Below are 12,725 nucleotides of genomic sequence, written 5' to 3' on the forward strand. Positions count from 1 at the left end.
GCTGGCCTATCGCCAGCGCCCGAGCGTTCGCTGCTTTTCCAGACAACGAGCACAGATTGCGTACAGTCCCGTCACAGCCGGGTTCCTCGTGACTGTTCGAGCGTAACACCCTTTGGCGAGAATGGAGTACGTTCGGTAGTTTCGAATGACCGCCAACGACTACCGGATCGAGGTCGAGGGCGACCGCGAAGACGCCTACGACGTTCGATTTGCCGTCTTTGTCGAGGAGCAGGGCGTCGATCCCGACATTGAGATCGACGAGCATGACGACGAAGCCACGCACTTCGTCGCCTACGCCGACGACGAACCGGTCGGGGCCGCGCGGCTGCGCGAACCCGAAGACGGTGTCGGGAAGATCGAACGGCTGGCAGTCCTGCAATCCCATCGCGGGGAGGAACTCGGACGGCGACTCATGGAGGCCGTCGAGACGGAGGCGGCACGGCAGGGACTTACCCGACTCAAACTACACGGCCAGGTTCGGGTCGCCGAGTTCTACGAATATCTCGGATACGAACAGGTCAGCGACGAGTTCGAGGAAGCCGGCATATCACACGTCGAAATGGTCAAATCTATCGCGTAGTCGCCGGGTTCAAGCCGGTCTGTTCGCACAGTGGAAGTATGTACGCGGTCGTTGGCTGTTCGGAGTGCAGCGCACTGTGGGTCCTCGAGGGGCGTCCGGAGACGACGCAGTGTCCCCGCTGTGGCACGCGACGGAACTTCGAGTTACGACGGAAGTTCGCCGAAACTGAAGAGGCCGACGCGGCCAGGGAGATCCGGGCGAAGATGCTCGCCGAACGCCAGGATCTAGGCGAGGCCTTCGACGGTCTGGACAGTTACGCGGAAATGGAAACCCGCATCGAGGAGGCCGTCATCGACGACGAGACGTATCTGGAATCGAACGGCGTCGACAGCGACGCGACCGCCGCGGCCGGTCGCCGCGCCGGTGAGGGGACCGGCGGATCGACAAGTCGTCGCGACACCGTCATCGAGGCAGTAGAGCGGCTGGATTCGCCGGACGAGGACGATATTGTCGAGTACACTACCGAGCGTGGCGTCCCGGAGGGATACGCCCGACGTGCGTTGCAGTCGCTCGTTCGGTCGGGTGAGGTCTCGGAGACCGGTGGTTGCTATCGACGGCTGTAGGCGGTTAGACGATCCCCAGCGCTCGAAGGAGTCCGAGAGCGAGCACCAGGATCGTGAGCGATCGCTTCACCAGCCCCAGCCAGGGCTGTACGCGTGCCGGTATTGATTCGTCGTTCGTTTCCATGGGTGGCGGCGGCCACCGGTGCTCGCCGATCGGCCGCTATCGAAACGACGGCTGTTTCACATATACGTCTCGGCCTGGAGGCCATGGTGAAAGTGAAAGTCGAGGGGTGGGGGGAAGGCGATCGATTCGACCGCCCGGTTTCAAGAGGATTGAGGGTTAACCGGACAGATGTGATCGATCAAAAACCGGACGGACCGACCCGCTCGGCACCGATGGTGACCGGTATCGGCTTCGTCGTGGCGAGCGTCGTCGCGGCGGTGGCGACTGCGGTCGGCGTTTCGATCCGCGTCGGCGGGTTCGACGTGATCAGTCTCGGGGCTGGCCTGTTCGCGCTCGCGTTGCTCGTCTGGGGGCTGCGCTCGGCCACGAAGGGTGTCTACCGACAGGGCGTCGGCGCACTCTCCGGCGGCGCGGCGCTCGTACTCGTCTTTCTAGCTCCCCTTACCCGATCGAAACCGTTGTTCGTCGGGACTGGCGCGCTAATCCTGGCGTTCAGCGGGCTGTTTTTGATCGCTGAGGGCTTTGGCTACGTACTCGTTGCTGTCGACGACACCGATGGGGATTCAACGGCAATCGACGAGGAATCCGATTCCGTATCTGAACCCGAAAGCTGAATTCAGCGCCCGTGTTCCTCGTGTGCGCTGGCGAGGTGTCGGCCCGCGAGCGCGCCAAGCAGGGACAACTCGCCGGCAAGCCCTGCACTCGCAATAACCTCGGCGAGCGCGTTACCGTTGGTACCGACCGGATCGCCACCGCCTGCCAGTCCCAGGACCTCCAGGGCCTCGGACTGGGTGGGCAAGCCGGTGCCACCGCCGACAGTCCCGACCGGCAACGAGGAGAACGTGACGGAGGCGTAGAGGCCGTCTTCACGGGCCTCGACGCTAGTGATCACGTTCGACCCGTCGACGACGTGGGCCTCGTCCTGGCCCAGCGCGAGGAAGGCCGCCCCGACGACGTTGGCGGCGTGGGCGTTGAATCCCAGCGCGCCCGCTTTCGCGCTGCCGACGAGGTTCTTGCGGGTGTTGACCTCGGCGATGGCCTCGGCGGTCGTCCCGAAGCGGTCCTCGACGACATCACTGGGCACGAAGACGTCCGCCGCAACGGTGTACCCACGTCCCTCGACGGCGTTGATCGCAGCGGGTTTCTTGTCGTTACAGAGGTTGCCCGAGACCGCGACCAGCGAGGCGGGGGTGTGTTCCTCGACGATTTCGGCGACAGACCGGCTGGCGATGGTCACCATGTTCATTCCCATCGCGTCGCCCGTATCGTAGCTCAAACGCAGGAATACGTTGTCGCCGACGACGTACGGCGTGACTTCCTGGTAGGTGATGTGCGGGTCGGTCTCCTCGGCGACCTCCTCGATGAGGTCCTCGTTGTCCTCGACCCACTCGACGACCGTAGCGGCCTCTGTGACGTCGGCCACCGAGAAGACGGGTGCGCGCGTGATTCCGTACTTCAGGACCTCCGCGTTGGCACCGCCGGCGTCCCGAATCGCCGCGATCCCACGGTTGACGCTGGCGACGAGCGCCCCCTCTGTCGTCGCGAGGGGGACGTGGAAGTCGTCGTCAGCGGCCGACCCGTCGATCGGCAGCGGGCCGGCTACACCCATTGGAATCTGGGCCGTCCCGATCATGTTCTCGATGTTCGGTTCGGCGTCGGCCGCGTCGATGCTGTAAGCGCCGATCGTCTCCAGGTCAGCGTCCGTCTCGCCGCCGACGTACTCGCGCCGTGCGGCGGCCGCGTCGTCCGGATCCGCGTGGTCTTCGAGTTCGTGCAACCGGAGTTCACCGCTGCGCACCTTCTCGACGAGGTCAGTCACGTCAGCCATGTCCGGTGACTCGTCGGCCGATCCCCTAACAGTTTGCCTTCCGGGCTGGTCCTGTTCTCCGGATCGAGGGAGCCGACCGGCCGGCGGTCACCATCGAATCGGATCTACGTCATCGTCACCGGCCGTGTGGGTCCGAGACAATGTCTCCCCGCCAGGTCGACGCTCCCGCATCCGTTTTTCGGGGGTTCAGTTTATCAGGAGCGGCACGTTCCTCCGCGATCAGTGGGTCAGAACCAGCAGTTGCTCGTCAGTCCGGACGAGACAGAACGGGCCGGGCGGCGAATTGAAGGTGTGGGTTCGCTTTTCTGAGACCATGAGTTTCTCGAAGGCGCGTCCACAGGCCGGACAGGCAAATCCCTCGCGATTGGCCAGGTGCATCGTCTCGCGATCGTCCCGGAGGAGCTTCAGTCCGTGGCGGTACTCGTGGACGTCGAACCCCTCCGATACGTCCAACTCTTCCATGACTGGCGGTACGCTGTCGTCCCCAAAGAATGTGGGCGGGAGTGTTCAAAAGGCGTGGCAAAGCTAGAGCCCGGCAGGAAGCGTCAGACCGCGGCACCGACGTACAGGGTGACGACGAGGAAGATCCAGACGGCGTCGACGAAGTGCCAGTACATCGAGACCGTGCTGACGGAGGTGTGGCGGTCGGCGCTGTACTGGCCGGCCAACCCGCGGGCGTAGACGATCCCGAGCAGGATCGCACCCAGGGTCACGTGGGCGCCGTGCAGTCCTGTCAAGCCGTAGAACGCACTACCGAACGCGCCCTCGGTGATGGAAAAGCCCTCGCTCACGATGAACGTGTAGTACTCGTAGGCCTGGCCGGCGATGAACACGATCCCCAGTGCCAGCGTCACGCCGAGCAGCTGCTTGAACCGTTTGTGATTCCCACGCCGGAGGTAGACGTGCGCAAAGTGCAGCGTCACGCTGCTGGCGATCAGGATAGCGGTGTTGATGATCACGAGGCTTCCGAGCAGATGCGGGAGTTCCTGGGGCGGCCAGGCACCCGCTCTAATGAAGAAGTAATAGACGAACCCGGCGCTGAAGGTGGCGATCTCCGAACCCAGGAACAGCAACATCCCAAAACGGAGCGCACTCGAGGATCGCGTCGCCGTCCCGCGACGCCAGAAGTCGGCGACGAAGGCGTGGTACAGCCAGCCGTACATCCCGATCAACAGGAGCAACACACTCCCGGCGATCGCGGCCGGTCCGACCGTCGGCCCGACGAGGGCGTCCTCGCCCATGCCAAGTATCCACAGTGCGGCGCCGACGTAGAAGCCGGCTCCCCCGACAGCGGTGATGAAGGGCCACCAGCTGGCCTCGCCGAACCCCCGTGGCCAGTCCTCCGTTGCGGGGAGGTGGTGACCGTCGTGTGTTTCCGAGTCCTCCACGATGCTCATAGGATCCGATACCCAACCGACGGCTAAAAAGGCACCTTCGGGGGACCCTTTTGCCGCCGTCCGGTCGACTGTCCACCTACCCCGACGATGCCCGGTCGGAACTTACAGGGGGCAGACCGTCGAACGTCTCACCGATGGATCGCCGTCCCGGTCGCCGGTTCCGTCGTCCGCTCGCAGCTGTGGGTACCCTTCTGGGCATACTCGTCATCGCCATACCAGTCGCGGCCCACGGTGGGAGTCTGGGTGCCGAGGCGCGCGAAACGGTCACGGTGCCGACGTGGCTGTTCCTGCTCACCGGTGGGGCGGCTGTCGGCGCGTCGTTCCTGCTGGCTTCGTTCGTCACCGATCGACGGCTGATCGATGCGATCCACGGCTGGCGACGGACGATTCCAGCCCCTCGCTCGGGCGCTCTCGAACCGCTCGTCCGCGTCGCGGGTGTTCTCGGGCTGGCCGGGATCGTCGGGATCGGGTATCTCGGTCCGAGTCAGGGGCTGGGAAACCTCGCGGTGCTCGCGGTCTGGGTCGGCTGGTGGGCGGGGTATACGGCCACGGCCTACCTGATCGGCGAGTCCTGGCAGGTCCTCAACCCCTGGCGGACGATCGCCGGCTGGCTTCCGTCGTTCGGCCGAAACCTCCCCGCTGTCGGTGCCTGGCCGAGCGTCGTCGGCCTGTTGGCGTTGGTCTGGGTCGAAGTGGTGAGTCCACTCGCCGACGCGCCCGCACTCCTGACGACGGTCGTGCTCGGCTACACTGCCGTGACGCTTTCGGGTGCCGTCGTCTTCGGATCCGAGGCGTGGTTCGAGCGTGTCGATCCGGTCTCGCGGGTCTTTCGGTACTACGGCCACGTCGCGCCGGTGGCGAACACCGCGACGGCGACCGGCACCGACCGGAGGGTGCTCGACGACGACCGGCGACTCCCCGTTCGTCTCCCTGGCGTCGGACTGACCCGGTCGGATCTGGTCACCGACGCGAGCGAGGTGGCCTTTGTCGTCGCTCTCCTGTGGGCGACGACCTACGACGGATTCGTCGCGACCCCGGCCTGGCGACAGGTGGCCCGCCCGCTGATCGAGGCCGGCGTCCCCGCCCATTTGCTTTACCCACTCGTTCTCGTCGCGGGGTTCGTGCTCTTCCTCGCGATCTATCGCCTCGCCTCTCGGTACGCCCGCCGGACAGGGGAGACGTATCTGGCGGCCGCCGTCCTCGCGCGGCGGTTTGCCCCACCTTTACTGGCGATTGCCGCCGGCTACCACCTCGCTCACTATCTGGGATATTTCCTCTCGCTCGCGCCGGTCCTGCTGACGGTGCTCGGGTCCCCCTTCTCTCCGCCCGCGACCGTGCCCGTGCTATCGCTACCGGGCTGGTTCACGGCCGTCCCGGTCGCGAGCGTTCTCGTGGGACACCTGCTGGCGATCTGGATCGCCCACGCGACTGCCTTCGAGTTGTTCCCGGGTCGCTTGCAGGCGATCCGGAGCCAGTACCCGTTCATCGCCGTGATGGTGCTCTATACGATGACGAGCCTCTGGATCGTCACGCAACCCTCGATCCAACCGCCGTTCCTCTAGCCATGTCAACTACCAGGACAGACTGTACATGACCATGCCCACCGAACACATCGACGACACGGACTTCGACGTGCCCGCCGACGCAGATCCGGTCCGCTGCCCCGACTGCGGTCGGCCGTTCGTCCGCGAGGACCTGCTGGTACTGCACCGTGGTTACGACCACCCGGGAGCGCTCGACGATGCGGAGACGAATGCGTTCGAGGACGCCTACGAGAGCGAGAGCGATCGGCTCAACGTCTTCCGGCTCAAAGCGTTGCTGGCGCTGATTCTACTTTACTTCGTGCTGTTGATGACCTACGCGGTGGTGTGACGCCGAATTCGACGACGGCTACGACTCACTGTCGCCGACGGACAGCCCCGCCACCTGCTCGAAGAACTTCACGACCGCAGCCATGTCTTCGCCGCCGTGGCCCATGCTGCTTGCGGCACTGAACGTTTCGCGGGCGGCGGCCGTCTGTGGGAGCGGGACGCCTGCGTCGTTGGCTTCCTCGACGGCGTACCGGAGGTCTTTGAACTGCAGGTCGATGGGGAACCGCGGCTCGAAATCGTCCGCGGCGATGTTCTCGCCCTTGATCGAGAACAGCGGCGAGTCGACGGCCCCGGCCTCGACGACCGTCTGCATGTCGTCGTAGGAAAGGCCCTGGGCGGTGCCGAACGCGAGCGCCTCGGCGAAGGCACCAATCATGTCTCCGAGCAGGAGGTTGACGAACAGCTTCATCCGTGCGCCGTCGCCGACCGCGCCGCAGTCGACGATCGGCTCACCGATCGCTCCGAGAACCCCTTCGACGTCTCCGAGTAGATCGTCGGGGCCGGCTGCGAGCACCGTGAGTGTGCCTTTCTCGGCAGGCCCGACTGTCCCCGAAACCGGCGCGTCGACGTACTGCCCGCCGGCGTCCCGGACCGCCTCGGCTGCGGCCTCGGTCGCGGCCGGGGTGACGGTACTCATCTGAAGGACGATCGTGCCGTCGGTGAGGCCTGCGAGGACGCCATCGTCGCCCTCGAGGACAGCCTCCAGCGCCTCGTCGTCGGTGACAACCACGACCACTACGTCCGCTTCCCGAGCGACTTCTCGGACGGAGTCTGCCACTATCTCGCCACGTTCGGCGAACGGTTCGGTTCGCGAGCGCGTCCGGTTGTAGACGACCAGCGGGTACCCGGCGTCGCTGACGTTCTCGGCCATCGGCGCGCCCATCGCGCCGAGACCGATGAATCCGACTGTCTGCATACGAGTGGCATTCGGTCGCCGGCGATAGAAGGATTACGGCTTGCAGTACTCCTCACTGGTTGGGCCCCGAAAGCGACAACGCTCATGAGGGCGGGGGGTGAATGACCCAGTATGAGCAGTGATTCCTGGAGCGAGCAGATCGCTACCGAACGGATGCAGACTGACCAGGAGTTCGCCGATCGCGTCGAGGCTTCGCCGCTGTCCAACCAACAGTGGGGGCTGGTTATGACGGCCGTCGAATTCGAGATCGACGGCCCCGAAGATCCCGACTCGGCCCGTCTCGTCGCCGACACAAGTCGTCTCTCGAGCGTCATGGACGAGATCAAACGCATGGACGAGCGTGGTGGCGGGGCAGCTATGTCGGCCGGCTCCGGGACCAGTAGTGGCGAAAGCGGTGGTCTGTTCAGCGGACTCAAGAACGCACTCGGTTTCGAGGGGGGCAACGATCAACTCCGTGAAGCGGCCGAAGAACTAGCCGAGGAATATGTCGATCAGTTACAGTCACGCTTAGAGAAGCGAGGCCGGTGGGCGAACGTCTGTGAACTGGCCCGAGATACATAGCCAGGCCCTTCACCAGTTCCTCGCTTTTCGCCGGTCCGACCGCCAGGCCCTCGCCCGGGCTCTAAACCTCGTCGCCGGTCCGAAACAGCGTCAGTTCCTCGGCCTCGTAGATGTTGATCAGTTCAGTGACGATCTCGTCGTAGGATACGTCTTCGATCCGGAGGGCATCGAGTCGCTCGACGGTCTCCTCGTCGAGTTCGATTGATGTTATATAATTGGATATTTGACGGCAATCCCCTTAACCGACGGGGCGATATAACACGGAATATGTGCGGACTCACGCGCCAACACGCCCACCCAGTCTGGGGTACCCGTCCATGACCGGGCCACATCAGGGACAGTCACTTGAGCGAACCGGCACGGATGTCGAATCCGCCGACGCCGCTGTCGTTTTGATCCACGGCCGGGGCGCGACCGCCCGGAGCATTCTACAGATGGCCGAGGCGTTCCCGGACGATGACGCTGTGTATCTCGCACCCCAGGCTGCCCGCAACACCTGGTACCCGAACCCGTTCACCGCGCCGGCCGAGTCGAACGAACCCGGCCGGTCCTCTGGGCTCGCAGCGATCGACGACGCTGTCAATGAGGCGACCGGAACAGGCATTCCGCGCGAACGGGTCGCCCTGGTGGGTTTCTCGCAGGGTGCGTGTCTCGCCAGCGAGTTCGTCGCCCGCAACCCGCGCCGATACGGCGCGCTCGCTGCCCTCAGCGGTGGTCTTATCGGCGAAACGATCGAGCCGACGGGTTACGATGGCGATCTTGCGCGGACGCCGGTCTTCCTGGGCTGTAGCGACGTGGATCCACATATCCCCGAGACGCGCGTTCACGAGACGGCCGAGGTGTTCGAACAACTGAACGGCGACGTGACGAAACGACTCTACGAGGGGATGGGCCACGGCGTCAACGAGGATGAGCGCGAGTTCGTCGCCGGGATGGTCGGGGCTCTCCGTGACGAAGCGTCGACCAATTGAACGAGATGGGGCTGGGCGGGCGACCGATGGACACCGAAACCGCAGGTGAAAACGAGCCGGGATCGCGCTACTTGTAGAGGCTTCGGCCGGCGCTGCCCGAGACCTCGGCGAGTCCAGCGTAGACGTCAGCGATACGCTCACGAACGTCGCGACCGCCGACGCGCGGGTCGAAGACGTCCTTGTTGGGCGACCAATCGAGGTCGTTGAAGAACGCGTCGCGCTGGTCCTCGACGCCTTCCGGCGGGACGAGTTCGTCGCCGTGCTCTCGGTAGAGATCGTAAAGGCTCCGGGTGTACTCGTACTGGTAGCGGGTGTCCTTGTTGACCTTACAGATGCCACGATCCATGAAGTCCGACAGTTGATCGGGCTGGAGCCCGGAGGAGCCGTGCAGCACCAGCGGCGTCTCCAGGCCGTGATCGGCGAGGGCCTCGTGGATCTCGGTCGCCAGATCGGGCTTCAGATCGAGGTCTTTGCCCTTGGCGACGCCGTGCTGGGTCCCCACCGAGATCGCCAGCAGGTCACAGCCCGTCCGATCGACGAACTCGACAGCCTGCTCGGGATCAGTGTAGAAGGCTTCCTCGGCGACGATCTCGTCTTCGACACCCTTGATCTGACCGAGTTCGGCCTCGACGAGGATCTCCTCGTCGGCCTGTTCGGTCTTCTGGACGACCTCTTTCGAGCGGGCGACGTTCTCCTCGAAGTCCTCGTGAGAGGCGTCGATCATGATCGAGGAGGGGATGGCCGTCTCGACCTGCATGTCGATGAAGTCCATGTCCGTCTGGTGGTCCATGTTGAGGAACACGCCGACGTCGTACTGCTCGGCGATGACGTCCATGTAGTTCCCCATGGCACGCAGGCCGGCCTCGGCGTCACCGTTGCCCGCGAACCGGCAGGCTCCGGCGCTCATCTGGATGAGCAGGTCCGAGTCTGCCTGTTCGGCCCCCTCCATCAGGCCCATCATCACGTTCGGTTCCGCGACGTTGCTCGCGACGAGTCCGAACCCTCCGTCGAGAGCCTCGTCGTACACATTAGCGAGTTCGTCTCCGCCGTAAAACGCCATCAGTAGGTCACCACCGTGACGTTACGCTGCCGTCGTTAAAACGTATACGAAAATTCCCGCTACCGAACGAAATTTCAGTGGTGGTCGACGATCAGCCGCGCATCGACCAGACGCGAACATCGTCCATCAGCGACTCGGGGTCGAGTTCGCGGATGCTCGGCCCTTTCACCTGAACGAGATGGGCGGACGTTGCCACGCCTGCCCGCAGTGCTCGTTCGTCCTCCCAGCCCTGCTCGTAGGCCCACAGCGCGCCGGTGAACATGGAGTCGCCGGCCCCGACCGTATCGACGACATCGACGTCCAGTGCCGGGGCGTACAGCGTCTCATCGGGCGTGACCAACATCGCACCGTCTCCGCCCATCGATGCCAGGACGCGCTCGAAGCCCATCTCTTGGAGTTCCCGTGCCGCCTCGGCGCAGTCGTCGATCGTATCGATCTCGATCCCTGTCGCTTCGGTCAATTCCTCGCGGTTGGGCTTGCAGTACTCATACTCGTTTTCGAGTTGCTGCATGAGATCACCGTGGACGTCCAAGGCGGTGTCCCAGTCGCCTGCCTGGGCGAGTCGGTCGACGTCGCTGGCGTCCATCATCGGGGGGAGACTCCCGCCGATGTTGATCAGGGACGGATCGTGATCCTGGATCGTATCGATCAGTTCGTCGACGGCCTCGCGTTCGACTTCCGGTCCCGACTGGTTGAGCTTGTACTCTTTACCCGGCGGCAGGATCGTCGTATTCATTCGCGTCGGCTGGTCGACCTCGACGAAGTCTGTCGTGACGTCGTAGGTCTCCAGATCCTGCCTGATGAAATAACCCGTAAAGCCCCCGACGATGCCCGTCGAAACCGTCTCGAAATCGAGTGCCTGCAGGAACTGCGAGACGTTGATCCCGTTGCCTCCCGAGTCGAACTGTGCGTCCGTCGAACGCTGGACAGTGTCCGACTCGAGGTCTTCGCCGATCTCGATCGTCTGGTCGACTGCCGGATTTGGCGTAATTGTCAGTATCATCGTAGTGTCCTCCGAAACGTCGGTCTATCGCCGACGTTCCTTTTCCCGTCGAACTCTCTCGCTACACTGCCTTAAACGGGTCGATCTTGCCGGAACCGGGGCCATAGATCATCCTGCTCTCTCCGAGTTCTCCCGGGAATACGGCCTCGAGCGATAGCGTGGGTTCGGCCTTCCGTCGACCGACGTGGCAGCTACAACTGTTCGAGAACAGCCTCGGTGAACGCTTCCGTCGAGGCATCGCCACCGAGATCGGGCGTGCGCGGCCCCTCTTCGAGGACAGTCAGGACGGCTTCCCGGACGCGCTGGCCATCCTGATCGTAATCGAAGTATTCGAGCAACATCGCCGCCGAGAGGATCATCGCCGAGGGATTGGCGACGCCTTCACCGGCGATGTCGGGGGCAGACCCGTGGACCGGTTCGAACAGTGCGTTGTCTTCGCCGATATTGGCGCTCGGGAGCATCCCGAGCCCTCCGACGAGGCCCGCAGCAAGGTCCGAGAGAACGTCGCCGGCGAGGTTGGGCGTGATGATAACGTCGTAGTCCTCGGGGTGCATCACCAGATGCATCGCTAGTGCGTCGATCAATGCCTCGTCGTACTCGGCACCGTGTTTTTCGGCGACCTCGGCGGCAGTGTCGACGAACAACCCGTCGGTCTCTCGCATTACGTTTGCCTTGTGAGCGACCGTGACGCGGTCGGCGTCGTGTTCCGTGGCGTACTCGAAGCCGTACTCGGCGATCTTTCGAGATGCGTCCTCGGTGATGAGGCGGGTCAGTGTCGTCACGTCGTCGGTGAGATTCGATTCGATCCCGGCGTAGACGCCCTGGGTGTTCTCCCGGACGAAAACGAGATCGGTCTCGGGCTTGACGGCGTCGACGCCCGGGTAGGCTCGTGCCGGACGGACGTTGGCGAACGAGCCCACGTCCTGCCGGAGTGGGAGGATGATATCGGCGGCGAGTTCGCCGGCAGCGCCGAACAGTGTCGCGTCGGCTTCGCGGGCCAGTTCGCGCGTCTCCTCGGGGAGTGGCGTTCCCTCGCGCTCGTAGACGGCGTTGCCGGCTTGCCCCTTCACGAATTCGAAGTCGCGGTCGAGCGCGCTCAGGACGTCGATCGCGGCCGGCAGCACTTCCTTTCCGATGCCGTCGCCGGGGATCGCGGCGATCTCTTTTGTCATGCGAATACCTCTCGGTGGGGTGAAAAAGAGCGTGTCGATCCGGCGGACGGATTCTGCTTCGGACTAGCGTGGTGTCGCCCACCGTTCGCGTCCGTTATTACTCTCTCCGTTCGCGTCCGCTGTCCCCTTCTCCGTTGGCGGCCCGATCTCGCCCCATGTTTTTTGTTCGGAGACGGAGACAGGGCGTCCATGGCACGCAGTCGAGATGCCCGGCTCGGAACCGTCGAGTGGCTGCAACTCGGCTCGTTCGTCACCGTCTGTACGATCGTCCTCGTCGTCGTCTTCGTGGGGATCGGCGCGCTCGTCGAGGGGGTTGCCGGGTTCGAGGATCGCGTCCCCTTCTACGTCCTTACCATGGCACTTTCGTTTCTCGCTTCCGTCGTCGCTTTCGACGCCGAACTTGCCAATTCCCGGGCCAGCCTCCCATGGGCCTGTGCCGTCGGGCTCGGTACGTTCGCACTGGTCAGTTTGATGGGCGAAGGAACCGCGTACGTGGTGCAACGTCCGGACGGACTCGCGCTAGCCGAGGTCGCCTTTTACGTCCTCGCAGCCGCACTGGTCAGCTGCGGTATCGGCTACTGGTCGCTACAGAACTGGGAGACGCTGTCTCTCTCCCGATCCGCGCTCTGAACTCGTCGAGGACAGCCGCCAGGTCGCTCTCGATGGATTTCTCGGCCCG

General features: G+C 64.1%; 16 protein-coding genes. 8 read left to right on the forward strand and 8 right to left on the reverse strand.

What is annotated here, in order from left to right; all coding sequences use genetic code 11:
• Nucleotides 1-145: 145 nt before the first annotated feature.
• From BN2694_RS00355 to BN2694_RS00365, 3 genes are all read left to right on the forward strand, one after another.
• Nucleotides 146-580 (forward strand): GNAT family N-acetyltransferase, encoded by a 435-nt coding sequence (locus tag BN2694_RS00355; RefSeq protein WP_135661547.1) that lies wholly within the window; start codon nucleotides 146-148, stop codon nucleotides 578-580.
• Nucleotides 581-618: 38 nt separating this feature from the next.
• A complete protein-coding gene (locus tag BN2694_RS00360; protein ID WP_135661548.1) occupies nucleotides 619-1,143 on the forward strand; it encodes a DUF5817 domain-containing protein in 525 nt (174 codons plus the stop codon).
• A gap of 294 nt (nucleotides 1,144-1,437) precedes the next feature.
• On the forward strand, nucleotides 1,438-1,881 hold the full coding sequence (locus tag BN2694_RS00365) for a hypothetical protein (RefSeq protein ID WP_244605317.1): 444 nt from the start codon (nucleotides 1,438-1,440) through the stop codon (nucleotides 1,879-1,881).
• Between the two features lie 2 nt (nucleotides 1,882-1,883).
• Here the strand turns inward: BN2694_RS00365 and hmgA are convergent, their stop codons facing one another.
• From hmgA to BN2694_RS00380, 3 genes are all read right to left on the reverse strand, one after another.
• Nucleotides 1,884-3,095, reverse strand: a complete 1,212-nt coding sequence (gene hmgA, locus BN2694_RS00370) for a hydroxymethylglutaryl-CoA reductase (NADPH) (RefSeq protein WP_135661549.1) — start codon at nucleotides 3,093-3,095, stop codon at nucleotides 1,884-1,886.
• 219 nt (nucleotides 3,096-3,314) lie between these two features.
• Nucleotides 3,315-3,557 (reverse strand): DUF7385 family protein, encoded by a 243-nt coding sequence (locus BN2694_RS00375; RefSeq protein WP_135661550.1) that lies wholly within the window; start codon nucleotides 3,555-3,557, stop codon nucleotides 3,315-3,317.
• Between the two features lie 83 nt (nucleotides 3,558-3,640).
• Complete coding sequence (locus BN2694_RS00380; protein ID WP_135661551.1) at nucleotides 3,641-4,492, reverse strand: cytochrome c oxidase subunit 3; 852 nt, start codon at nucleotides 4,490-4,492, stop codon at nucleotides 3,641-3,643.
• Between the two features lie 134 nt (nucleotides 4,493-4,626).
• On the opposite strand from BN2694_RS00380, the gene BN2694_RS00385 reads away from it, so the two are divergent.
• Together BN2694_RS00385 and BN2694_RS00390 are read left to right on the forward strand one after the other, a co-directional pair.
• Complete coding sequence (locus BN2694_RS00385; protein WP_244605318.1) at nucleotides 4,627-6,054, forward strand: hypothetical protein; 1,428 nt, start codon at nucleotides 4,627-4,629, stop codon at nucleotides 6,052-6,054.
• A 28-nt stretch (nucleotides 6,055-6,082) separates the two neighbouring features.
• A complete protein-coding gene (locus BN2694_RS00390) occupies nucleotides 6,083-6,364 on the forward strand; it encodes a DUF7410 domain-containing protein (protein ID WP_135661552.1) in 282 nt (93 codons plus the stop codon).
• Nucleotides 6,365-6,382: 18 nt separating this feature from the next.
• Here the strand turns inward: BN2694_RS00390 and BN2694_RS00395 are convergent, their stop codons facing one another.
• Nucleotides 6,383-7,279, reverse strand: coding sequence for an NAD(P)-dependent oxidoreductase (locus tag BN2694_RS00395; RefSeq protein WP_135661553.1), 897 nt, complete (start codon nucleotides 7,277-7,279; stop codon nucleotides 6,383-6,385).
• A 111-nt stretch (nucleotides 7,280-7,390) separates the two neighbouring features.
• Here BN2694_RS00395 and BN2694_RS00400 point away from each other — a divergent pair, with 111 nt between their 5' ends.
• On the forward strand, nucleotides 7,391-7,840 hold the full coding sequence (locus BN2694_RS00400; RefSeq protein ID WP_135661554.1) for a DUF5799 family protein: 450 nt from the start codon (nucleotides 7,391-7,393) through the stop codon (nucleotides 7,838-7,840).
• Between the two features lie 61 nt (nucleotides 7,841-7,901).
• Here the strand turns inward: BN2694_RS00400 and BN2694_RS18205 are convergent, their stop codons facing one another.
• Entirely contained in the window at nucleotides 7,902-8,051 is a 150-nt protein-coding gene (locus tag BN2694_RS18205; protein ID WP_449272214.1) for a DUF7557 family protein, read from the reverse strand.
• 106 nt (nucleotides 8,052-8,157) lie between these two features.
• Between BN2694_RS18205 and BN2694_RS00410 the strand changes: the two genes are divergently transcribed.
• The gene (locus BN2694_RS00410; RefSeq protein ID WP_135661556.1) at nucleotides 8,158-8,811 is read left to right on the forward strand and encodes an alpha/beta hydrolase; all 654 of its coding nucleotides are present in this window, start codon (nucleotides 8,158-8,160) and stop codon (nucleotides 8,809-8,811) included.
• Between the two features lie 67 nt (nucleotides 8,812-8,878).
• Here the strand turns inward: BN2694_RS00410 and fba are convergent, their stop codons facing one another.
• From fba to BN2694_RS00425, 3 genes are all read right to left on the reverse strand, one after another.
• Complete coding sequence (fba, locus tag BN2694_RS00415; protein WP_135661557.1) at nucleotides 8,879-9,871, reverse strand: class II fructose-bisphosphate aldolase; 993 nt, start codon at nucleotides 9,869-9,871, stop codon at nucleotides 8,879-8,881.
• Nucleotides 9,872-9,962: 91 nt separating this feature from the next.
• The gene (gene pfkB, locus BN2694_RS00420) at nucleotides 9,963-10,874 is read right to left on the reverse strand and encodes a 1-phosphofructokinase (protein WP_135661558.1); all 912 of its coding nucleotides are present in this window, start codon (nucleotides 10,872-10,874) and stop codon (nucleotides 9,963-9,965) included.
• Nucleotides 10,875-11,065: 191 nt separating this feature from the next.
• On the reverse strand, nucleotides 11,066-12,046 hold the full coding sequence (locus BN2694_RS00425; protein WP_135661559.1) for an isocitrate/isopropylmalate dehydrogenase family protein: 981 nt from the start codon (nucleotides 12,044-12,046) through the stop codon (nucleotides 11,066-11,068).
• A gap of 189 nt (nucleotides 12,047-12,235) precedes the next feature.
• On the opposite strand from BN2694_RS00425, the gene BN2694_RS00430 reads away from it, so the two are divergent.
• Nucleotides 12,236-12,676 carry a hypothetical protein gene (locus tag BN2694_RS00430; protein WP_135661560.1) on the forward strand — a complete coding sequence of 147 codons (441 nt, stop codon included), beginning with the start codon at nucleotides 12,236-12,238 and terminating at the stop codon, nucleotides 12,674-12,676.
• Nucleotides 12,677-12,725: the final 49 nt, after the last annotated feature.

The organism is Halorhabdus rudnickae (genome assembly GCF_900880625.1).
GTDB classification, from domain to species: Archaea; Halobacteriota; Halobacteria; order Halobacteriales; family Haloarculaceae; genus Halorhabdus; species Halorhabdus rudnickae.

Excerpts from the sequence above, each read along its gene's own strand:
- BN2694_RS00375 (WP_135661550.1), bottom strand. The coding sequence starts at position 3,557 with ATGGAAGAGTTGGACGTATCGGAGGGGTTCGACGTCCACGAGTACCGC.
- BN2694_RS00390 (WP_135661552.1), top strand. The coding sequence starts at position 6,083 with ATGACCATGCCCACCGAACACATCGACGACACGGACTTCGACGTGCCC.
- BN2694_RS00410 (WP_135661556.1), top strand. The coding sequence starts at position 8,158 with ATGACCGGGCCACATCAGGGACAGTCACTTGAGCGAACCGGCACGGAT.
- BN2694_RS00380 (WP_135661551.1), bottom strand. The coding sequence starts at position 4,492 with ATGAGCATCGTGGAGGACTCGGAAACACACGACGGTCACCACCTCCCC.
- fba (WP_135661557.1), bottom strand. The coding sequence starts at position 9,871 with ATGGCGTTTTACGGCGGAGACGAACTCGCTAATGTGTACGACGAGGCT.
- pfkB (WP_135661558.1), bottom strand. The coding sequence starts at position 10,874 with ATGATACTGACAATTACGCCAAATCCGGCAGTCGACCAGACGATCGAG.
- hmgA (WP_135661549.1), bottom strand. The coding sequence starts at position 3,095 with ATGGCTGACGTGACTGACCTCGTCGAGAAGGTGCGCAGCGGTGAACTC.
- BN2694_RS00355 (WP_135661547.1), top strand. The coding sequence starts at position 146 with ATGACCGCCAACGACTACCGGATCGAGGTCGAGGGCGACCGCGAAGAC.
- BN2694_RS00360 (WP_135661548.1), top strand. The coding sequence starts at position 619 with ATGTACGCGGTCGTTGGCTGTTCGGAGTGCAGCGCACTGTGGGTCCTC.
- BN2694_RS00425 (WP_135661559.1), bottom strand. The coding sequence starts at position 12,046 with ATGACAAAAGAGATCGCCGCGATCCCCGGCGACGGCATCGGAAAGGAA.
- BN2694_RS00395 (WP_135661553.1), bottom strand. The coding sequence starts at position 7,279 with ATGCAGACAGTCGGATTCATCGGTCTCGGCGCGATGGGCGCGCCGATG.
- BN2694_RS00385 (WP_244605318.1), top strand. The coding sequence starts at position 4,627 with ATGGATCGCCGTCCCGGTCGCCGGTTCCGTCGTCCGCTCGCAGCTGTG.
- BN2694_RS00430 (WP_135661560.1), top strand. The coding sequence starts at position 12,236 with ATGGCACGCAGTCGAGATGCCCGGCTCGGAACCGTCGAGTGGCTGCAA.
- BN2694_RS00400 (WP_135661554.1), top strand. The coding sequence starts at position 7,391 with ATGAGCAGTGATTCCTGGAGCGAGCAGATCGCTACCGAACGGATGCAG.